General features: G+C 66.6%; 18 protein-coding genes. 12 read left to right on the top strand and 6 right to left on the bottom strand.

Translation table 11 applies throughout. The features are described from left to right. The first annotated feature begins 106 nt into the window (after positions 1-106). Genes ACWDTF_RS16865 through ACWDTF_RS16850 form a run of 4 tightly spaced genes read left to right on the top strand, consistent with a single transcriptional unit; the run spans position 107 to position 2,901 of the window. Positions 107-1,078 (top strand): alpha/beta hydrolase, encoded by a 972-nt coding sequence (locus ACWDTF_RS16865; RefSeq protein WP_240860598.1) that lies wholly within the window; start codon positions 107-109, stop codon positions 1,076-1,078. Next, on the top strand, positions 1,050-1,436 hold the full coding sequence (locus ACWDTF_RS16860; protein ID WP_240860688.1) for a YidH family protein: 387 nt from the start codon (positions 1,050-1,052) through the stop codon (positions 1,434-1,436). Before ACWDTF_RS16865 ends, ACWDTF_RS16860 begins: the two co-directional genes overlap by 29 nt. Before the next feature lie 8 nt (positions 1,437-1,444). Beyond that, on the top strand, positions 1,445-2,629 hold the full coding sequence (locus ACWDTF_RS16855) for an acyl-CoA dehydrogenase family protein (protein ID WP_355279741.1): 1,185 nt from the start codon (positions 1,445-1,447) through the stop codon (positions 2,627-2,629). Then, complete coding sequence (locus ACWDTF_RS16850) at positions 2,626-2,901, top strand: hypothetical protein (protein WP_240860601.1); 276 nt, start codon at positions 2,626-2,628, stop codon at positions 2,899-2,901. Before ACWDTF_RS16855 ends, ACWDTF_RS16850 begins: the two co-directional genes overlap by 4 nt. Positions 2,902-3,287: 386 nt before the next feature. On the opposite strand, the gene ACWDTF_RS16845 is transcribed toward ACWDTF_RS16850, so the two are convergent. Next, the gene (locus ACWDTF_RS16845) at positions 3,288-5,249 is read right to left on the bottom strand and encodes an ABC transporter ATP-binding protein (RefSeq protein WP_449754699.1); all 1,962 of its coding nucleotides are present in this window, start codon (positions 5,247-5,249) and stop codon (positions 3,288-3,290) included. A 133-nt stretch (positions 5,250-5,382) separates the two neighbouring features. On the opposite strand from ACWDTF_RS16845, the gene fgd reads away from it, so the two are divergent. The 7 genes from fgd (at position 5,383) to ACWDTF_RS16810 (ending at position 13,919) form a co-directional block, all read left to right on the top strand. Further along, positions 5,383-6,396, top strand: a complete 1,014-nt coding sequence (gene fgd / locus ACWDTF_RS16840) for a glucose-6-phosphate dehydrogenase (coenzyme-F420) (protein ID WP_355279737.1) — start codon at positions 5,383-5,385, stop codon at positions 6,394-6,396. Positions 6,397-6,705: 309 nt separating this feature from the next. Further along, complete coding sequence (locus tag ACWDTF_RS16835; protein ID WP_449754698.1) at positions 6,706-7,668, top strand: DMT family transporter; 963 nt, start codon at positions 6,706-6,708, stop codon at positions 7,666-7,668. A gap of 68 nt (positions 7,669-7,736) precedes the next feature. Continuing rightward, positions 7,737-8,384 carry a hypothetical protein gene (locus ACWDTF_RS16830; RefSeq protein WP_240860608.1) on the top strand — a complete coding sequence of 216 codons (648 nt, stop codon included), beginning with the start codon at positions 7,737-7,739 and terminating at the stop codon, positions 8,382-8,384. Positions 8,385-8,430: 46 nt separating this feature from the next. Then, positions 8,431-8,979: a TetR/AcrR family transcriptional regulator gene (locus ACWDTF_RS16825; protein ID WP_240860610.1), complete on the top strand. Its 549-nt coding sequence runs from the start codon at positions 8,431-8,433 to the stop codon at positions 8,977-8,979. 3 nt (positions 8,980-8,982) lie between these two features. Further along, a complete protein-coding gene (locus tag ACWDTF_RS16820) occupies positions 8,983-10,587 on the top strand; it encodes an FAD-linked oxidase C-terminal domain-containing protein (RefSeq protein ID WP_433256750.1) in 1,605 nt (534 codons plus the stop codon). Positions 10,588-10,623: 36 nt separating this feature from the next. Continuing rightward, positions 10,624-12,723 (top strand): phosphate acetyltransferase, encoded by a 2,100-nt coding sequence (gene pta, locus ACWDTF_RS16815; RefSeq protein ID WP_240860615.1) that lies wholly within the window; start codon positions 10,624-10,626, stop codon positions 12,721-12,723. Continuing rightward, the gene (locus ACWDTF_RS16810) at positions 12,720-13,919 is read left to right on the top strand and encodes an acetate kinase (RefSeq protein ID WP_240860617.1); all 1,200 of its coding nucleotides are present in this window, start codon (positions 12,720-12,722) and stop codon (positions 13,917-13,919) included. The genes pta and ACWDTF_RS16810 overlap by 4 nt, the downstream gene beginning before the upstream one ends. 12 nt (positions 13,920-13,931) lie before the next feature. On the opposite strand, the gene ACWDTF_RS16805 is transcribed toward ACWDTF_RS16810, so the two are convergent. The 3 genes from ACWDTF_RS16805 to ACWDTF_RS16795 are packed head-to-tail and all read right to left on the bottom strand — an operon-like array spanning position 13,932 to position 18,944. After that, positions 13,932-16,493 carry a tetratricopeptide repeat protein gene (locus tag ACWDTF_RS16805; protein ID WP_449754697.1) on the bottom strand — a complete coding sequence of 854 codons (2,562 nt, stop codon included), beginning with the start codon at positions 16,491-16,493 and terminating at the stop codon, positions 13,932-13,934. Between the two features lie 4 nt (positions 16,494-16,497). Next, positions 16,498-17,499: a glutamate ABC transporter substrate-binding protein gene (locus ACWDTF_RS16800; protein ID WP_240860621.1), complete on the bottom strand. Its 1,002-nt coding sequence runs from the start codon at positions 17,497-17,499 to the stop codon at positions 16,498-16,500. Further along, complete coding sequence (locus tag ACWDTF_RS16795; RefSeq protein ID WP_449754696.1) at positions 17,496-18,944, bottom strand: hypothetical protein; 1,449 nt, start codon at positions 18,942-18,944, stop codon at positions 17,496-17,498. Before ACWDTF_RS16795 ends, ACWDTF_RS16800 begins: the two co-directional genes overlap by 4 nt. Positions 18,945-19,132: 188 nt before the next feature. On the opposite strand from ACWDTF_RS16795, the gene ACWDTF_RS16790 reads away from it, so the two are divergent. After that, positions 19,133-19,615 (top strand): NUDIX hydrolase, encoded by a 483-nt coding sequence (locus ACWDTF_RS16790; protein WP_449754695.1) that lies wholly within the window; start codon positions 19,133-19,135, stop codon positions 19,613-19,615. Positions 19,616-19,831: 216 nt separating this feature from the next. Here ACWDTF_RS16790 and ACWDTF_RS16785 read toward each other — a convergent pair whose 3' ends face one another. Further along, positions 19,832-20,206, bottom strand: a complete 375-nt coding sequence (locus ACWDTF_RS16785) for a 2-isopropylmalate synthase (RefSeq protein ID WP_355276388.1) — start codon at positions 20,204-20,206, stop codon at positions 19,832-19,834. 402 nt (positions 20,207-20,608) lie between these two features. Further along, on the bottom strand, positions 20,609-21,271 hold the full coding sequence (thiE, locus tag ACWDTF_RS16780) for a thiamine phosphate synthase (RefSeq protein WP_449754694.1): 663 nt from the start codon (positions 21,269-21,271) through the stop codon (positions 20,609-20,611). Between the last annotated feature and the right edge of the window lie 50 nt (positions 21,272-21,321).

Here is a 21,321-nt window from a genome sequence, read left to right as displayed (position 1 = left end):
CCTCTCGCGGCATGCGGGTGTAGTTTCACCACAGGGTCCCGACAAGAGATCCTCGAAGATTTCCGCCACAGGGATTTCTGCCGCCGGTTGGGTCAGGAGGAGACGAATGCCGATCGTGGAACACCGCAAGCCGAGTCTCCGGTCGTACCCGATGTGGCTGGGCACCAGGCTGTTGTTGAAGCCCACCCTCGCACTGTGGCCGCTGAACAAGACCGGGATGGCCGGACTGTTTCTCATCGACCTGCTGTTCGCAGTCGGGCCAAAGCCGCGCGGCGTGGTTCGCGAGCAGATGACCCTCGCCGACCGTCCCGTCGAGCTGATCGTCCCGGCGGGACCGTCACGCCGGGACAGTGACACCGCCATGCTCTACCTGCACGGCGGTGCGTTCGTCGTCTGCGGACTCGGCACCCACCGCTCGATCGCGGCCCGGATGGCGCGCTCCTGCGAGATCCCGGTGTTCTCACTCGAATACCGGCAGCTCCCCAACGCGGGGGTGGGGGCATCGGTGGCCGACGCGGTCGCCGCCTACACCGAACTGCTGACCGAACGTGGCTACCGGCGGGTGGTCGTGGCCGGCGACTCGGCGGGTGGTTTCCTGGCCGCGAAGATCGTCGAGGCGGCCGCGGAACGCGACCTCCCGGCGCCGGTCGCGCTGATCGGCTTCTCGCCGCTGCTCGACCTCGACATCGCCGACAACCCCGACCGCTCCAGCCGTTCGGACGCCTACATTCCGCTGTCCAAGATGCGCAAGCTCGAGTCGCTGTTCGACCGTGGGCCGGTCCCGTTGACCGGCGTCCGGCGCATCCGGGACATCGCAGCGGAGGATTTTCCGCCGACGGTGCTCATCACCGCCGAGAACGAACTGCTCGAGCCCGACGCCATCGAGTTGGTCGAAGGGCTCGACGAAGCAGGCGTCGACGCCGCGGTCCACAGCTACTCGTGGCAGGTACACGCGTTCCCAGTGCTCGCCGTGCACCATCCGGACACATTGCACGCCATCGAGGTGACCGCCGCATTCGTGGTCCAGGCGATGAGAGAGGGCAAGAACGCTGACGACCGAACCGAACGGGCCGGCTGAGGACGACCGCGAATCCGGATCGGCTGTCCCCGGCGCAGTCGACGCCCGGTTCAGCCTCGCGGCCGAACGCACCCTGCTGGCCTGGATCCGAACCGCCCTCGGATTTCTGGCGGGCGGTGTCGCGATCGTCTACATCGCACCCGATGTCACCGACACCATCGTGGAGACCTCGCTGGGGCTCATTATGGTCGCGCTGGGCTGCGTGGTCACGATCATCGGCGCGTGGCGCTGGCGCCGGGTCACCAACGCACTCGAACGCGGCGGCCCGATGCCGGGGCCATCTCAAGTGCTGTTCGTGGTCGCTGCGATAGTGGTGGTGGCCGTTGCGATCGCGGTGTCGATCGTGCTGCAGAACTGAGGAGACAGATGTCCGCACAGTCCGTTGAAGAACTGTTCGCGCTCGATGTGCTCATCGACGACGAAGAGCGCGCCATCGTCGACACCGTCCGCGAGTTCGGCGCCCGCCGCCTCCGGCCTCATGTCGCCGGGTGGTTCGAGGACGGCGCGTTGCCGGTGCGTGACCTCGCTCTCGAACTCGGTGAGCTCGGTCTGTTCGGCATGCACCTGGACGGGTATGGGTGTGCCGGGACGTCGGCGACCGCCTACGGTCTCGCATGTCTCGAACTCGAAGCCGTGGACTCCGGGCTGCGGAGTTTCGTCTCGGTGCAGGGGTCGTTGTCGATGTTCGCGATCCGTGCCTTCGGTAGCGACGAACAGCGCGACGAGTGGTTGCCCCGCATGGCGAAGGGGGAGGCGATCGGCTGCTTCGGGCTCACCGAACCCGATTTCGGCTCCAACCCGGCGGGCATGCGTACCACCGCGAAACGCGACGGCGACGACTGGATTCTCAACGGCGCCAAGATGTGGATCACCAACGGCAGTGTCGCCGACGTCGCCGTGGTCTGGGCCCGCACCGACCTCGGTGAAGGGTCGCGCGGCATCCGCGGCTTCGTGGTGCCCACGGACACACCAGGTTTCCGCGGTATCGAGATCAAACACAAGATGTCGTTGCGGGCGTCGGTCACCGCCGAGTTGGTGCTCGAGGACGTCCGTCTTCCGGCGTCGGCCATGCTGCCGGAGGTCGAGGGACTCAAGGGACCGCTCAGCTGCCTCAACGAGGCGCGGTTCGGCATCGTCTTCGGCGCGGTGGGCGCCGCGCGCGATTGCCTGGAGGCCGCAATCGATTACGCGGGTGACCGCGAAGTGTTCGACAAGGCTCTCGCCGGCTACCAGATCACCCAGGTCAAACTGGCCGACATGGCACTCGAGGTCGGCAAGGCGCAGTTGCTCGCCCTTCATCTGGGCCGACGCAAGGACGCCGGCGGCCTGCGTCCCGAGCAGATCAGCCTCGGCAAACTCAACAACGTCCGGGAGGCCATCGCGATCGCGCGCGAATGCCGAACGATACTGGGCGCCAACGGGATCACCCTCGAGTACCCGGTGATCCGGCACGCGAACAACCTCGAATCCGTACTGACCTACGAGGGAACCAGCGAGATGCACCAGCTGATGATCGGCAAGGCCCTGACCGGAAAGGACGCCTTCCGATGACTTACCACCAATACCAGCGCAACGCACAGAATTTCGCGAGCATCCTCACGATCGTCGGCGCCATCATCCTGATGGTCTGCGTCGGCGCGCTCACCTACACCTGGTGGCGCGACGGCCGATGGCTATGGGTCGCACTGGGTATCGCGATCATCGTGGTGAACATCGCGCTGATCTACCTCCAGTTCCGTCGCCGCAAGCTCACACCGCCGGTGGTCGAGGGCAAGAAACCGCGCCGCGGTCTCATCGACCCTCTCGACGACCTCGACGACTGAGACTCGCCGCCTGAGGCGCGATCGGCGCGAAGAGCCCCTTGCGCTCCTTGATCCGAAGAGTACTGCCTTCGGCCTCCTGAACTGCAGGAATACGTCATGGCCGTGCTCGCAAAATCTAGGGGAAGAGTTTCTTCCGCGAGGTTCGGAGTCGTCCCCCAGATAATTCGCGGGGAGGACTCCAAGGGTAGGGGAAGAGTTTCTTCCCCTACTTTTTTGGAGACGCACCGGCGAATCGACGGTCCGTTCTGGACGGCTTCACTCTTCCCGCCTCCACGATCGCCGCGCAGGCGGTCGGTGGGTCGCTGATCTGCAAGTAGCGCATTTGCCCTGGTCACGACGCCACCCCTGTCTCGAAGTCGACAAGCCTCGAAGGGCTGGCGAGATACTCAGGCGCTCAACGACTCCGGGCAGCACCGCTCACCGGTGACCTCGTCGGCGAACTGGGTGCGGTACAGCTCGGCGTAGCGTCCGCCGCGGGCGAGCAGCGTCGGGTGATCGCCACGCTCGACGATCTGGCCCTGCTCGAGGACGACGATCTCGTCGGCCGCGCGGATCGTGGAGAGGCGGTGCGCGATGACGATCGACGTGCGGCCGTGGAGCGCTTCGGCCAGCGCCTCCTGGACGGCGGCTTCCGACGTCGAATCCAGGTGTGCGGTGGCCTCATCGAGGATCACCACCGACGGCTGGGCGATCAGGATGCGCGCGATCGTCATGCGCTGACGTTCGCCGCCCGACAGTCGGTACCCGCGTTCGCCGACGACGGTGTCGAGGCCCTCGGGTAACGATTCCACCAGTTCGGCGAGCCGTGCTCGCCGTAGGGCTGCCCAGATCTCGTCGTCGGTGACATCGGGTTGTGCCAGAGCCAGATTCGCACGTATAGAGTCGTGGAACAGATGGCCGTCCTGGGTCACCAGCCCGACGGTGCGATGCACCGATTCGAGCTTCAGATCTCGCACGTCGACCCCGTTGAGTTGGACCGATCCGGAGTCGACATCGTAGAGCCGGGTGACCAGCCCCGCGATGGTCGACTTTCCCGCGCCGGAACTGCCCACCAGGGCCAGCATGTGTCCCGGTGCGACGTCGAGGTCGATGTGGTGCAGGATCGTCTCGCCACCCCGGTTGTCCAGTTGGGCAACCTCTTCCAGCGATGCGAGCGACACCTTGTCGGCCGATGGGTACCCGAACGAGACGTCGGACAGTCGCACCGAGGTGGGCACGACCCCGCTGAGTTCCGCGCCGGGCACGTCGATCGCGTCGGGCCGGTCGGCGACCAGCGGCTCGAGGTCGAGCACCTCGAAGACGCGCTCGAAACTGACCAGCGCACTCATGATCTCGACCCGTGCATTGGCGAGCGCGGTCAGCGGCGCGTACATCCGGGTGAGCAGGAGTGCCAGCGACACCACCGCGCCCGCCGACAGATGCTGATGTACGGCCAGCCAACCGCCGAGACCGTAGACCAGGGCGAGCGCCAAAGCCGACACCAAGGTGAGCGCGGTCATGAACGCTGCTTGCAGCATGGCGCGTCGAACTCCGATGTCGCGCACCCGATCTGCGCGTCCGGAAAACTCCTTCGACTCGATTTCCGGACGCCCGAACAGCTTCACCAGCGTCGCACCCGGCGCGGAGAACCGTTCGGTCATCTGGGTCGACATCCGAGCGTTGTGCTCGGCCGCCTCCCGCGACAGTGCCGCCATCCGGCCACCCATCGCCCGGGCGGGAATCACGAAGATGGGCAACAGGATCAATGCGAGGAGCGTGACCTGCCAGCTGATCGCGATCATCACGCCGAGCGTCAGCGCCAGGGTCACCGCGTTGGACACCACACCCGATAGCGTGTCGCTGAACGCTCGCTGCGCGCCGATGACGTCGTTGTTCAGCCGGCTCACCAGAGCGCCGGTGCGGGTGCGGGTGAAGAACGCGACCGGCATCCGCTGCACGTGGTCGAAGACGGCGCGACGCAGATCCAGGATCAGACCCTCACCGATGTTCGCCGACAGCCAGCGGACGACGACTCCGACGGCCGCCTCCACCACGGCGATGAACGCGATCAGCATCGCCAACCCGACGATCGTCGAACCATCCCCGCCGTTGTGATTCGGCCCGCTCGCTGCGCTCCCGGCGCCGGCGGTGATCAGGTTCACCACCCGTCCGGCCACCAGTGGCGTCACCACCGTCAGCACCGCGGTGAAGACCGACAACACCAGGAATGCGGCGATGCGTCGGCGATGCGGCCGGGCGAACCCGCCGATGCGGCGCAGCGTCGCCATCCGGTCGCCCCGCAGACGACGCTCGGACGGGGAGTTCGACGATTTGTACATCATGTCCCACGCGACAGATTCCATGCTCATGCCGCCAGGTTAGAACTTCAAGTTCACTTGAAGTCCACTCCTGCCGCGTTGACCGTGCGCCCAACACCGTTGACCGGGCGCTTCGACGTGGCCGCCGTCACGCCCGACGACCCTCCGTGAGTAGGTTGGAGGCATGGCAGAACTCAGACTCGGTTTCAAAGCGTCGGCAGAGCAGTTCGACCCGCGTGAGCTCGTGGAGATCGCGGTGGCCGCCGAGGAACACGGCATGGATTCGGTCGCGGTCTCCGACCACTTCCAGCCCTGGCGCCACAACGGTGGCCATGCTCCCTTCTCGCTGGCGTGGATGGCCGCGGTCGGTGAGCGCACCAAGCGCGTGCAGATCGGCACCTCGGTGATGACCCCGACCTTCCGCTACAACCCGGCCGTCATCGCTCAGGCCTTCGCGTCGATGGGCTGCCTGTACCCGGGCCGCATCATGCTCGGCGTCGGCACCGGCGAAGCGCTCAACGAGTACGCCACCGGATTCCAGGGCGAGTGGCCCGAGTTCAAGGAACGCTTCGCGCGCCTGCGCGAGGCCATCAAGCTGATGCGCGAACTGTGGACCGGCGAGGAGGTCAACTTCGACGGCGAGTACTACCACACCCAGGGTGCGTACATGTATGACGTTCCCTCACAACCGATCCCGGTCTACGTGGCGGCCGGCGGACCCGTCGTCGCACGGTATGCGGGACGGGCCGGCGACGGCTTCATCTGCACCTCCGGCAAGGGGGCGGACCTCTACCAGGAGAAGCTGATTCCCGCGGTCAAGGAAGGAGCGGAGAAGGCCGAGCGCGACTTCGACGCGATCGACCGGATGATCGAGATCAAGATCTCCTACGATCCGGATCCCGAACTCGCCCTGGAGAACACCCGGTTCTGGGCACCGTTGTCGCTGACCGCCGAACAGAAGCACAGCGTCAACTCCTCCACCGAGATGGAACGCCTCGCCGACGAACTCCCGATCGAGCAGGTCGCCAAGCGGTGGATCGTCGCATCCGATCCCGACGAGGCGGTCGAGAAGGTCAAGTTCTACACCGACTGTGGACTCAACCATCTGGTCTTCCACGCCCCTGGACACGATCAGCGACGGTTCCTCGAGTACTTCCAACGCGACCTCGAACCCCGACTGCGGAAGTTGTCCGTCTGAGCCGAAGACTTCGGTTGTCGGCTTTTGACCTGGGGAAACACCATGGCGTCGTGCCCGCAAAATCTAGGGGAAGAGCTTCCTCCCCGGGGTTTATAGTCTTCCGCTAGAAATTCCTGGGGGAAGACACCAAGGGTAGGGGACGAGTTTTCATCCCCTACTTTTGGCGCCCTCAGCGGTGTGACTGAGATCGGGCCGCTCAGGGCCGAGCTTCGGGATATTCCCGGAGGAACACCCTCACAGGCCCGATCTCAGTCATCTTGCTGGGCCACCAGTCGACGGCACCCGGTGCTGTCGGTTTCAATGGCGCACATGACCTCCCGCTTGTTGCCGTCTGTCGCCGCGCTCGTGACGGTGGTGCTGTGGGCGTCGGCCTTCGTCGCGATCCGCGCGCTCGGTGACACGTTCTCGCCGGGGTCGATGGCATTCGGCCGGCTGTTGGCCGCTGTCGTGCCGTTGACGGTGATCCTCATCGCGGTGCGGTGGCGCACCCGCGGCACACCGTGGTTCCCGCGGGGCCGTGCGCTCGCACTCGTGATCGCTAACGGCGTCGCGTGGTTCGCGCTGTACACGGTGCTGCTCAACTGGGCTGAGCAGCACCTCGACGCGGGCACTGCCGCCCTGCTGGTGAATCTGGCCCCGATCATGGTGGCCGTGTACGCGGGAGCATTCATGGGCGACGGGTTCCCGCGCGGCCTCGTGGTCGGCATGACGCTCGCGTTCTCGGGTGTGGTGCTCATCGCGGTGGGGCCGTCGGCGTCGAACGGTGCGCACGCGGATTGGCTCGGCATCGTGCTCGGCCTTGCGACCGCGGTCCTCTACGCGATGGGCGTCTTGTTGCAGAAGGAGGCGCTGCACACCGTCGACGCCCTCACCGCCACGTGGCTGGGTGCGCTTGCCGGTCTCGTGGTGACGCTGCCTTTTGCCCCCACCGCCTACTCCGAACTCGCCGGCGCCGAGACTGCCGAGGTGTGGTGGCTGATCTACCTCGGCGTGGGCCCCACCGCGATTGCCTTCACGACCTGGGCATATGCGCTGGCCCGTACGCGTGCGAGCACCATGGCCGCGACCACCCTGGTGGTTCCGGCGATCGTTGTGGGTATGTCGTGGTTGTTCCTCGGCGAACTGCCGACCACGGCCGGGCTGATCGGCGGGGCGCTGTGCCTCGTCGGGGTCGCCATCACGCGCAATCTGATTCCCCGTCGCTTCATTCCCCGTCGCTTCCTTCCATTGAGCAGCCGCATTTCATTGAGCCGAGGACGTGGGGACGGGTAATCTTCAGTGCGCGGCGTCGGGGGGTCGACCGCGCGAGACAACCCGTCATCGGCCGAGGAGCCCTACACATGCGCAAGCTCACCACCGGCATCATCGTCGGCGTCGCCCTCGCGACAGGTGCCGCGGGCACCGTGGCGATCGTCGGCACATCGTCGTCCGACGCGGCACCGCCACCACCGAGGCCGCAATACTGTGGTCAGTTCGCCGGCCGCGGCCCCGCCCCATCGTGCAGTTACGTGGCCGATCGCAACACCGTGGTGATCTTCTTGCGTAACAACGGATACCGACGCACTCCGGTGCGCTGTGACCTGTTCTCGGCAGGCCGGCAGTACCCGCTGGACTCGACCATCCTCGGCCCCGGTCGCCGCGGAAGCGTGTCGGCCGGCCTCACCCCGAGGGTGCCGCGCTCGTTCCTCGTGTCGTGCCGAAGCCTGACGCGGGGCTACCCCGAGGTGGACCGCCGGGTGCGGTTCACGGTCGCCCCGCCGCGGCCGACGTTCACTCCGCCGAAGCGCCCGACCACGACGCACCACCGACCGCCCACGCGTCAACGGCCGCCCGAGGGCCGTCCGACGCGTAACACCCACCCGATCCCGACCCCGACGACAACCACCACGACCACGACGGTCCGGCCCACCGGCGCGCCGCGACCACAGACGTCGAACCCGCGACCCCACAACACCACCACGACGACAACCACCACGACTGCTTCCTGACCGGCCGCGGTACGCGCGCCGCGAACGGTTGGATACGGTTTCTCCTATGGATCGTGACCGCATGGTGGACGTCGGCGTGGCGATGGTGTCGCGCTTCGGCGCCAAGGCACTCAGCCTCACCTCGGTCGCGCGGCATGCGGGAGTGGCACGTGCGACCGCTTACCGGATGTTCGGCGGTCGCGACGCGCTGGTCGCGGCGATCGTCGAACGCGAGGTCTCGCTGCTGCGGGTCAAGCTGCGCGAATGGTCCGACGCCGAGTCCGACGCGGCCGGCAAGGTCCGTGCTCAGGTGAGAAACGTGCTGCCCTACATCCGCGAGCACGAGGCGCTGCAGTACGTGCTGCGCAACGAGCCGGAGGAGGTCGTCGGCGCGCTCGTCTCAACCTCGACCGGCAGCGGCCCGACGCTGATCCACCAGATCGTCAACGAGACCCTGCCCGACATCGAGCCGCAGATCGGCGACCAGCTGACGCCGAATCCCCGCGGCGCTGCCGAGTTCCTCGTGCGCACCATCTACTCGCTGATGCTCATCCCCGACACCGCCCTCACCGACGACGAGATCGCCGATCTGGTGGTCCGCGCGATCGTCAAATAGCAGATGTCCGACGAGACCGCGACAGACGAGACCGATCTGGCAACGGTGCGGATGCACCGACCCCGCTGGGGTGACCCCGACAATCCCGGTCACCTGCCCGACGCCGCGCAAGCCCTCACCGCCGGTGGATCAACCGATCGAGGCGTCGACCCGGACCACATCCCGGTACCGGAATCCACCATCCCCGACGCCGCCCGAACCGCACTCACCGAGCTGCTCGGCGCCGACCACGTCGTCGTCGATACCGGTGAGCGCGTCCAGCACACGCGTGGCTTCTCGACCCCCGACCTGCTGCGGCTGCGCGCCGGCGACGTCAGCGCGGCCCCCGACGTCGTCGTCTTCCCGGGCAGCCACGACGAGGTGCTCGGCATCCTGGCGCTGTGCACCGACCATCGGCTCGCGGCGGTCCCGTTCACCGGCGGCACGTCGGTGGTGGGTGGTCTCGAACCCGAGCGTTCCGGCCTCGACGGTGTGGTGTGCATCGATCTGCGTCGGATGAACCGTCTCGTCGAGGTCGACGAGATCTCCCGGACCGCAACGTTCGAGGCCGGAATCCGTGGCACCGACGCCGAGATGGGTTTGCGTGAGCGCGGATTCACCCTCGGCCACTTCCCGCAGTCCTACGAGGGGGCGGGGATCGGCGGATATGCCGCGACACGGTCCGCGGGCCAGTCGTCGGCCGGCTACGGACGCTTCGACGAGATGGTCGAAGGCCTGGTGCTGGCCACCCCCCGCGGCACCATCGAACTCGGTACCGCACCCAAATCGGCTGCGGGACCGGATCTTCGACAGCTCGTTCTCGGATCGGAGGGAGTGCTCGGGGTGATCACCCGGGTACGGCTGCGCATTCACCCGCTTCCCGCGGTGCGGGTCTTCGAGGGGTGGCGATTCGCTTCCTTCGACGACGGTGCACGTGCCCTCCGACGCCTGGCCCAGGACGGTCCGCTGCCGACGGTTCTACGGCTCTCCGACGAGGTCGAGACCGCCCTCAACCTCGCCGATCCCGACCGGCTCGGCGGCGAATCGTCCGGCTGCCTGGCGATCACCGGCTTCGAAGGCGGGCCCGACGACGTCCGGTGGCGTCGCGCCGCGGCCGCCGCGCTCCTCACCGACTGCGGCGCCACCCCCCTCGGTACCGAACCGGGGGAGTCGTGGCGTACCGGACGGTTCCGGGCGCCGTACCTCCGGGACCCGTTGCTCGACGCCGGTGTGTTGGTGGAGACCTTGGAGACGGTCACGTTCTGGTCGGGGCTGGCCGACCTGAAGGCGTCGGTGACCGGAGCGCTCACCGATGCCTTGACCGCGTCGGGCACACCACCGCTGGTCATGTGCCACATCAGTCACGTGTACCACTCGGGTGCGTCGCTGTACTTCACCGTCGTCGCGCCGTTCGGCGAGGACCCGCTGGCCGATTGGGCGGCCGCCAAGTCCGCCGCGAACGCCGCGATCCGCGCCGCCGGCGCCAGCATCACCCACCACCACGCGGTGGGCCGCGATCATCGCGCCGCCTATCACGACGAAATCGGTGCCCTGGGTGTCGAGTTGCTGAACGCCGCGAAACGCGTTGTGGACCCGGCCGGGATCTGCAATCCCGGCATCCTGCTCTGACGACCGTACCCACCCCCAACGGCTAGGCTGGCACGCATGGGCGACGACGCAACTCCGACCTCGCACAGCATCTACATCGCATCCGCGGAGGGTGACACCGGAAAATCGACGGTCGCGCTGGGCCTGCTGGCCTTGCTCACCGCAACAGGTGGCCGGGTCGGGGTGTTCCGCCCCATCTCGCGTGGCGCTGCGGGTGAACGCGACTACATCCTCGACCTTCTCATCGAGTACGACTCGGTCGACATCGACTACGAGGACTGCATCGGGGTCACCTACGACCAGGTGCACGAGGACCCGGAAGCGGCCATCGCCGAGATCGTCGCTCGTTTCCACGCGGTCGAGGCGCGGTGCGATCGTGTGGTGATCGTCGGCTCCGACTACACCGACGTGGGCAGCCCGTCGGAGTTGAGCTACAACGCGCGGATCGCCGCCAACCTATCGGCACCGATCATCTTGGCGCTCAAGGCCGCCGACCGGACTCCTCAGGAGGTGCACGGTCTGGCGGAACTGTTGATGGCGGAGATCGCCGCGTCACATGCGACGACGGTGGCGCTCGTGGCCAATCGTTGTCCGCCCGACCAACTGGTGGTGATCGAGAAGGAACTCGAGAAGACCGGTATCCCGACACTGTGTCTGCCCGAGGAGCCGATCCTCGTCGCGCCGACGATGGCCGAGCTGAAAGAGGAACTGGGCGCCGAGATGTACAGCGGCGACACCGAACTCCTCGATCGGGAAGCGCTCATGGTGATGGTGGGCGGTATGACCGTCGAGCACATCCTCGAGCGTCTCACCGAGGGCACCGTGGTCATCACCCCGGCCGACAGGTCCGACGTCCTGCTGGCGCTGGTGAATGCCAATGCGGCCAAAGGGTTTCCGCGGCTGGCGGGGATCATTCTGAACGGTGGACTGCGACCGCATCCGATGATCGAGGCTTTGGTCCAAGGACTCCGGCCGAACCTGCCGATTCTGGTCTGCCAACAGGGCACCTACGAGACCGCCCGCACGGCGGCGCATACGCGCGGTCGGCTGGCAAAGGGTTCGGCTCGCAAGATCGAGGCGGTGCTCTCGCTCGTCGAAGAGCACGTCGATCCCGAAGAGGTGCTGCAGAAGTTGAACGTCGGCACCCCGACCGTGGTGACCCCGCAGATGTTCGAGTACGGGCTGATCGCGCGGGCCCGCGCGCAGCGCCGACACATCGTGCTCCCCGAGGGCGACGACGACCGGATCCTGCGCGCCGCAGGGCGTTTGCTTCGACGCAACGTCGCGGATCTGACGCTCCTCGGCGACAGCGACGCCGTGCACACCCGTGCCGCGGATCTCGGCGTCGACCTCACCGGCGTCGACATCATCGATCCCGCGTCGTCGGATCACCTGAACGAGTTCGCCGCGGCCTACACCGAGATGCGCAAGCACAAGGGTATGGAATTCGAACGCGCACAAGAGATGATGCGCGACGTCTCCTACTTCGGCACCATGATGGTGCACACCGGCCGCGCCGACGGGATGGTGTCGGGGGCGGCGCACACCACCGCGCACACCATCCGGCCGGCCTTCGAGATCATCAAGACGAAGCCGGGTGTGTCGACCGTCTCGAGTGTGTTCTTCATGTGTCTGGCCGACAAGGTTCTCGCCTACGGCGACTGCGCCATCGTGCCCGATCCCACCGCCGAACAACTCGCCGACATCGCGATCAGCTCGGCGCAGACCGCTTCGCAGTTCGACATCGAGCCGCGCGTTGCCATGCTCTCCTACTCGACGGGCAAGTCCGGATCGGGCGCAGATGTCGACAAGGTCAGGGTGGCAACGGATTTGGTGCGTGAGCGTGCCCCGGAGGTACTCGTCGAGGGGCCGATCCAGTACGACGCGGCGGTCGAGCCCAGCGTCGCGGTCACCAAGATGCCCGATTCGGCGGTGGCCGGTCGGGCGACCGTGCTGATCTTCCCGGACCTCAACACCGGCAACAACACCTACAAGGCGGTGCAGCGCAGCGCGAACGCCATCGCGATCGGACCGGTGCTCCAGGGGCTGAACAAGCCCATCAACGATCTCTCCCGTGGCGCACTCGTGTCCGACATCGTCAACACCGTGGCAATCACTGCGATCCAGGCCCAGCAGCCCGCAGGAGGCGAGCAGTGAGCGGCTTGACCGGTGCCGTTCTCGTCCTCAACGCCGGCTCGTCGTCGCTGAAATATCAACTCCTACACCCCGATACCGGTGAGGTGTGGGCCGACGGCATCGTCGAACGGATCGGTGAGAACGACTCGTCGATCACCCATGAGCAGGGGGATGTCGAGATCCGCGAGACCGCGGCGATCGCCGACCACCTCGCCGCGATCGAGTGGGCCATCCGATGTTTCGCCGACAACGGCACCGATCTCGCGGCAGCGGGTCTGGCCGCCGTCGGCCATCGGGTGGTGCACGGTGGTCGGACGTTCTACGAACCGACCATCATCACTCGCGAGGTGATCAGCGAGATCACCCGGATCTCACCCCTTGCGCCGCTGCACAATCCGGCGAATCTGATCGGTATCGAGGCCGCCCGGACCTTTCTGCCCGACGTCCCGTCGGTCGCGGTCTTCGACACCGCCTTCTTCCACGGTTTGCCCGACGCCGCCGCCACGTATGCCATCGACCGGGGGGTTGCGGACCTCCATGCCATCCGCCGCTACGGCTTTCACGGCACCAGCCACGACTACGTGTCGCATCGCGTCGCGGATTTCCTGGGCCGCGACTACGACGAGCTGAACCAGATCGTTCTCCACCTCGGCAATGGTGCGTCGGCGTCGGCTATTGCCGGTGGCCATCCCATCGACACCTCGATGGGGATGACACCGTTGGAAGGGCTGGTGATGGGTACCCGCAGTGGCGATCTCGATCCGGGCCTCGTGTTGCATCTGCACCGCGTCGCCAAGCTGTCCGTCGATCAGATCGATACCCTGCTCAACAAGCAGTCGGGGTTGAAAGGGTTGTGCGGCGAGAACGACTTTCGCGCGATCTCGGCGCTGATCGAGGCCGGTGACGAGAATGCCCGCCGGGCTTACGATGTCTACATTCATCGCCTCCGCCGCTACATCGGTGCCTACATGATCGAGCTCGGCCGGGTGGATGCGATCACCTTCACCGCCGGTGTCGGGGAGAACTCGACCCCGGTTCGCACCGATGCCCTCGCGGGCCTCGAGCATTACGGCATCATCATCGACGCGGAGCGAAACGCTGTGCGCAGCAAGGAGCCACGGCGCATATCGGCGGACGACTCGGAGATCGACGTGCTGGTGGTCCCGACCAACGAAGAACTCGCCATCGCCCGGCAGTCTGCCGCCGTGGTGGCCTGAGAGTCCGCCGGATCAGAACAGCGTGTCCGGCCTGACGTAGTTCGCGAGGTCGACGAGCATGAAGCGGTGGTCGCGGTTGGTTCGGGTCTGCCGGGCGAGATGACGCAGTGAGCGTTCCGTCCCTGCGCGGATACCCGACTCGGTGAACGGGAAGCCGAGCAGGGTCGATGGCTCGCTGGAATCTTTTGCGGCGTCGGGGTTCTCATGCATCCAGCCGAGCGCGGTACCGAGGACGATGAGCAGCATCCGGGATTTGCGCGGTTCGGTGTCGGGAATCTGCTCGAGCCGCCGGGCAGCTTCGACGATCTGCTCGCGGGTGACCTCCGATGGTGACCGACCGTGCACCAGCGCGATGACCGCCGTGGCGCGGGCGGTGTTGAAATGCCGGCTGGTTGCGGGAACCTCATCGAGTGGGCGGATCGCTTCGTCGTAGTCTCCGACAGCCACCGACAGCCGTGCGAGACCGAAAGCAGCGGTGACGATTCCATGGTCGGTGAGCCACAGGTCGTGGTAGTGATGTTGCGCCACATCGAAGAGTTCCGAGATTCGCCGTTCCGACGCCGGTGACTCGCCCTGCTCGTCGGACAGCCACCGGCCGATCAATTCGGCGGTGCCGGCGACCGCGAGTTTGGGTCCGATCTCGCCGGGCATCGCGCTGAGCACCTCGTCGAATCGCTCGTAGGCGAGTTCGGGTTCGTCGTTCATCAACGCGCAGATACCCATGTACCACTGCACGCGCCACGAATTGCCGTGGTGTACAGATACTTCGCGGAGCAGCGCCAAGGCGGTGTCGACGTCGTCGAGTTCGAGGTGTGCTCTTGCCTCGGCCAGATCGATCTCCAGTGACGGGTGGCCCTCCTGGGCACGACGGCCGAGCAGCGACACGAAACCCTCAGCGCGCGCGGCATTGATCGAGTCGAGGGTTTGCCGCGGGTCCGACAGCGCGGCCGAGGTCAGCAGGCCCGCAGCCGGATCCATCGGATTGACCAGCGGAACCGGCAGCGCCCGGGCGATGTCGACCGGATCGTAGAAGGCGGCCTGGTCGGGATCGAAGAAGCCGTCGACCGGCGCGAGCATCAGATCGGTCCCGAATGTCGAGCGCTGCGGCGTGAACACCGTCGACAACGCGGGCCGGGGAACACCCGTGTGCACCGCGACAGTTTCGCGCAGCACATTGAGTACCTGGGTGGTCATCTCTTCGGCCGACGCGAATCGATCACCGGGATCGGTGGCCGTAGCTCGTTGCAGCAGAAGATAGTACGACGGGTTCTCCTCGAACACCGGGGTGGTCGACGGGTCGGGGAGGCCGTCGACGTAGCGGCCCTTGCGCATCTCGATCGGCACGGTCAGCACGGCGAGGGTCCGTCCGACGCTGTAGATGTCGGTGGCCACCTGTGGTCCGGTCTTCACGATCTCCGGTGCCTGGAAACCGGGTGTGCCGTAGAGATGTCCGTAACCGTTGATCGCCGACACCGCGCCCAGATCGATCAGCTTCACCTCGTCGCTGCCGACCATGATGTTCTCGGGCTTGACGTCGTTGTACACCAGGCCCACCGAGTGCAGGTACCCGACGGCGAGCAGCACTTCCAAAATGTAGGCGAGTGCTTGTTCCACCGAGAGTAGTTCGGCACCTTCATGATCCGAGGTGATCTGCTTGAGCGTCCGTCCGCCGATGTACTCCATGACGATGTAGCCGTAGCGCTCGCCCTGTTCGCCGATGTGCTCGACGAAGTTGTAGATCTTCACGATGCCGGGATGATTCACCGACGCCAGGAACTGGCGCTCGGCGACGGCGACCCGCTGTGCCTCCGAATCCGAGGAATTCAGCAGGCCTTTGAGGACCACCGGCCGATCCGACACGTTTCGGTCGATCGCGAGGTAGATCCATCCCAGTCCGCCGTGCGCGATGGCGCCGGTGATCTCGTACTGGCCGGCGACCACGGTGCCCGGTGCGAGCCCGGGGACAAACGAGTAGCGCGCACCGCAATGCGGGCATGTGCCCGAGACCTCGCCCTTCCCCGGACCGGAGGTGCGCCCCACCGGTTTTCCGCAACGCCAGCACACGCGTTTGGATTCGACGATGACCGGATGGTCGAGGACGGCGTCCTCAGGCTCGATGTCGACGATCTTCGGCATCTCGACCAGCCCGCTGCCGAGCCGCCGTTCGTGGACCGCTGCGCGACGGCTGGGTACGAGGCGTCGGGTCTGGCGCCCCGATCCGACCGGCGCGTCGTCGGCCACCGGCGGCCGAGTCGCGAAGACCCGATCGGTCTGGGCGTCGGCACCCGGCAATTCGGTTGCCTGCGTTGGTGCATCGCCCTGTGGATCGGTGTCGGCGTCCTCGTTTCCGATCGTCTGGTAGTCGTCGCCATCGGCAGGACCACCGTCATCGTCATCGTCGTCGCCCATCAGGTCGGCGAGACTGACCTGCTGTGTGCCGACGTGTTCGTCTTCTGGCGTCTCGTCGTCGAGCAGCGCGTCGAGCGACACACGTTGGGTGCCGATGTGCTCGGACTCGTCGGCGTCACTTGCCTGCGTCGGCGAATCCCCGTGCGGTTCAGGATCGGTCGTCATCGCATCAGTCCCGATAGGTCACGAGTGGGGGACCATAACCGCCGCTGTCCCCGAGGACCGTGAGCCACTGGTTGTACATGCGCCACCACGTTCCGTCCGCGCGAATGCGCTCGAGGACACCGTTGACGAAGCGCACCAGATCGTCCTTGCCGTGCGGGATTCCGACTCCGTAGTATTCCTCGCCGAGACTGGGGCCGACGACCTGAACCCACGGGTCCTGCGCGGCAAGGCCGGCCAGGATCGCATCGTCGGTGGTCACCGCGTCCACCTGGCCCTGCTGCAGCAACACCAGGCAATCCGCCCAGGTCGTGGTGCTGATCAGATGTGCGCGCGGCTGGATCGACTGGATTCGTCCGATCGACGTCGCACCGCGTGCCGAACACACCCGCTTGCCCGCCAGTTTCTCCGGACCGGTGATGCCGGATTCTTTCAGTGCCAGAATACGTTGCGAGGCAACATAGTACGGCGAGGAGAAGCTGACCTCACGAAGGCGCTCGCAGGTGATGCTCATCGTCTTGACCACGACGTCGACCGCCCCGGTCTTGAGGGCCTCGATGCGTTCGGCCGAACTGAGCACCCGGAACTCCACGCGCCCCGGATCGTTGAAGATCGCGCGCGTGATCTCGCGGGCGAGGTCGACGTCGAATCCCTTGATGTCACCCGACATCGGATCTCGGAAGCTGAACAGGTTGGACCCGATGTCGAGCCCGACGATGAGCCGTCCATGCGCGACGATCTCGCCCATCGACGATCTCGGCGGCATCCGGCCGGGCGCCGGCATCCGGGCCGGTGGCCGCAGACTCTCGGTGGCGTTGCAGGATTCGGCATTCGGCGGCGGTTCGAGAGGGACGTTGGTCTGCACTCCCGCGGGCATGGGGGTGATCGCGGTGGCGGTCGGGGGTGGGGCGTCGGGTGCGGGGAAGGTGACGCACCCGGTGAGGATCAGCGCGGCGGCGGTGAGGATGCCGAAGACCGTGCTGCGGCGCCGAATCGTATTCGTGTTCATCGGTACTCCCTGATGCGCGGTATCAGGCCGAGAATGACTGCGGCGGCCGCGAAGATGGTGAGCATCAAGATGCCGGTGCCGGTGAAACCGAGGACCCGCTGGGCGGTGTTGATGTCGTCACGGAAGGAGGTTCGCGCCGATGTGATGGCGTCGACCAAGGCCTTGTCGACCGCGCTGTAGCTGGTCGCCGAACTGTTCTCGTCGTCGCCGACGGTCATCGTGCGTGCGCGTCCGAAGGCGCCGGATTCGATGTACCCGCGCACCACGGCGTCGGTGGCCTTCCAGCGCTCCACCGCGGACGCGACAGCGTCGAGTTGCTCGGTACTCACCGAACGTCGCACGTCCTCGTTGTCGCGCAGGCGTGCGACGGTGGCGGTGATGCCTTCGGTCGACTGGGCGAAGGAGCGTTCGAGCCCACCCTGATCACCGCGCCGCACCAGTGCCAGGGTTTCCGCCGACCGCGCCTGCTGGGTCAGGATGCGCGCGGCGGTGAGTTCGCGGAGGGGGTCGGCCCCGCCGGTGCGGGCGTCGCTGGTCGCGGCCACCGACATGAGCCCCGACGCCAAGAGCCACACCGTGCCGGTGGTGATCGCCAAGATCGCCGCGACCACGCCGAGATTGAAGCGGCGCCGGGTACGTCTGGCCAGGTAGCGGGAGGTGAGGATCAGGGCCAGGAGCACGGCCAACAGCGCCGCGTAGACGGTCCAGGGCGGACGACTCAGGCTTCGCTGGGGGTCGGCGATCGCCAGCGATCGCTGTTCGTAGAGGCGCTGCGCGGCCGGCAGGATCTGGTCCTGCATCATCGACGACGCCTGGCCGAGGTAATCGGAGCCGACCGGGTTGCCCTGCCGGTTGTTGGTCCGCGCCGTCTCGACCAGTCCGCTGTACACCGGGATGGAGACCGCGAGGGTGTTGAGATCGGCGGCGACCGCTTTGTCGTCTCGATCGGGTGTGCCGTCCGCGCCGGGCTCACCTGAGCTGCCGGTCGCGAGGATCAGCGACGACGAAGCCGTGGCCAGCGCATTTGCGTAGCGAGTACGGAGTTCGGGGGTCTCCAGCCCGCCGGAGATGAACGCGGCGTTGGCCGACGCATCGGCGACCGACAGCGATGAGTACAACACTTGACTCGCTTCGGCCAGGGGCTCGGCCCGGTCGATCATGCGCTGCAGGGTTTGGGTGCGGTTCTCCAGCACGGTCGATGCGTACAACCCGGTGCTGACCGACGCCGCGGCGAGCACGATCAGGATGGTGACGAGCTTGCCGGGTGTCGTCACCGCATAGTGGCGCAGGGTGGCGAAGGGGGATTGGGCGCGCTCGCGAGCTGCGGCGACGAGTTCGCGGCGGTCGGCGAGTACCTGCCGGATCGGGGGCGACGACTGTCCGGGCCGCACCGTCCTTCCGGCGCGGGTGAGTACGGTCCGCATCGGGGACGCGTCGCCGGTCACCTCAAGATCCCTTCTCAGTCCTGTATGTGTTTCAGCCTAGGCCATGTCGGGGGTACCCGACCGGGTTCGACACTGCCCGAGATCGAGGTCCGATATGTCGGACCGAATGACCCTGGCGAGGGTTGTCTGACTCACATACGGTGGAGATGCCCGGTTGCATCACGACAACCGGTATGCGAGGAGGCGGAGTGCGCGGGGACGGCGACGGTTGGGTGATCGATCCGGACGGCTCACGGTATTGGGGTGTCCACGGCGCGGCGGGACTCCTGCTCCGGGCGCCACTCGACGGCGGTGCGACCGGAATACTGCTGCAACATCGAGCGGTCTGGTCTCATCAGGGCGGCACCTGGGGTCTCCCCGGAGGTGCGCGGGACTCCCACGAGAGCGCCATCGACACCGCCGTGCGCGAAGCCGACGAAGAGGCAGGGGTCCGCGCCGACCAGCTCACGGTTGTCGCGGCGCTGGTCACCCACCAATCGCCGAGCGGGTGGACCTACACCACCGTCATCGCCGATACGTCCGAACCGGTCCGCACGGTCGCCAACGGCGAATCGGCGGAACTGCGTTGGGTGGGCGAACATGACGTCGACACACTGCCACTACACCCGGGATTCGGTCAGGCTTGGCCCGGCCTCCGCGAGCGCATCGCCCGTCTCGACCTGCAGACCTGATTCGAAGAATTTGGCGACCAATCCCGTTGACCTGCGGAAATGAGCCAGCGTCGTGCCCGCAAAATCTAGGGGACGAGTTTCTTCCCCGGGGTTTGTAGTCGTCCGCGAGAAATTTCTCGGGGAAGACACCAAGGGCCGGGGAAGAAACTTCTTCCCCTACTTTTGTGGGCGCACGTGCCTGGCGTCGCGTTCGGCGGGTAGGCGGCCCGCCCAGACTCACTCGCTCCCGGCGAGCAGCCGGTTCGCACCCGCGACAAGCGCGTTGACGTTGGCCTCGTCGCACGTCGTGCCGTCACCGAGCGCCCACACCTGCCGGTCGTCCCTTTCGCACAGCAGGAATGCCGTGATCTGGCCGTCGCTGACGCGCTGGTGGGATTTAACGATGGAGATGGGTGCGCCGATCTCGTGCAGCATCGACGTCATCGCGCCGACCGGACCGCTGGCAACGGCGGACAGCGACATGATCCGGTCCTCGAGCGCGAAGGTCGCGCGGCACTCGACGAGGTCGTGGTGGGTGGGCTCCATGGACCATGACCCGAGTCGGATGCTTCCGCCGGGGGAGTAGTGATCGATGAATTCTGGAAAGGTCATGCCGGATGCCTCCTCGCGCATACCCCGGGGCAGTGGTGAGCCGTACCGGCGGGCGAACGGGTCGCCCATGGGCCGACCGGCGTGCTCATCGCACGAACAGGATCGTTGAGAAAGATGAAGGCTGTGCATCGCGTGTACCGATTTCGGTCGAAGTGAAGATGACCGACGTGCGCACGATAGACCCCGCAGCGGGGGGTCGGTCAGATTCAGACCCCGCTGCGGCGGGTTACGAGCGCGTTCGCGATGTACAGCATGATGGCGACCACCTTAGACCCGCCGTTCGCCGGGCGGCAAATGACTATTCGCCGCGTCGGGAATCTGTACCTGCCGGCGCGACGAAATGCACCGTGCACGTGGTCGGGCCGCCACGTACAGATTGCCTCCAGGTCTGAGGGCAGCTGGTCAGCGTCGAATCAGCGCCCGCGCCGCCGATTCCGGATCGTCCGCCGCAGTGATGGCACGCACGACGACGATCCGTTCCGCCCCGGCTGCCCGCACTTCGGGGAGCCGGGCGAGGTCGATGCCGCCGATCGCGAACCACGGCTTTACCGGGTTCGTCGTGGCGACCGAGGTCACCAGATCCAGCCCGGCCGCCGGCCGTCCCGGCTTGGTGGGCGTCGTCCAGCACGGGCCGACGCAGAAGTAGTCGACGTCGTCGTCGGCCGCGGCGCCTGCGGCCTGGTCGACATCATGCGTCGACAGCCCGATGACCACGTCGGGCCCGACGATCTGCCGGGCGGCAGCAGGCGCGAGATCACCCTGGCCCACATGCAGGACGTCGGCCTGAGCCAGGGCCGCGATGTCGGCGCGATCGTTGACGGCCAGCAGCGCTCCGCGAGCACGGACCACCCGACGCAGCTCCGCGAGGATCGCGAGTTCTTCACGCGCCTCCAGCGTCCCGAATCGCTCCTCGCCGACCGATCCCTTGTCGCGCAACTGGACGATGTCGACGCCACCGTCGATGGCCTTCGAGACGAAATCGAGCAGATCGCCGCGCTCTCGCCGTGCGTCGGTGCACAGGTAGAGCGTCGCCGTGTCGAGTCGCTGTCGGGGCGAGATGGTCATCGGGTAGACGCTACCTTCGATAAGTCAAGACCGACCGGCCGCGTAGGCTC

It is taken from the genome of Gordonia sp. NPDC003422 (assembly GCF_053588675.1).
This window is presented reverse-complemented; position numbering and strand designations above follow the sequence as displayed.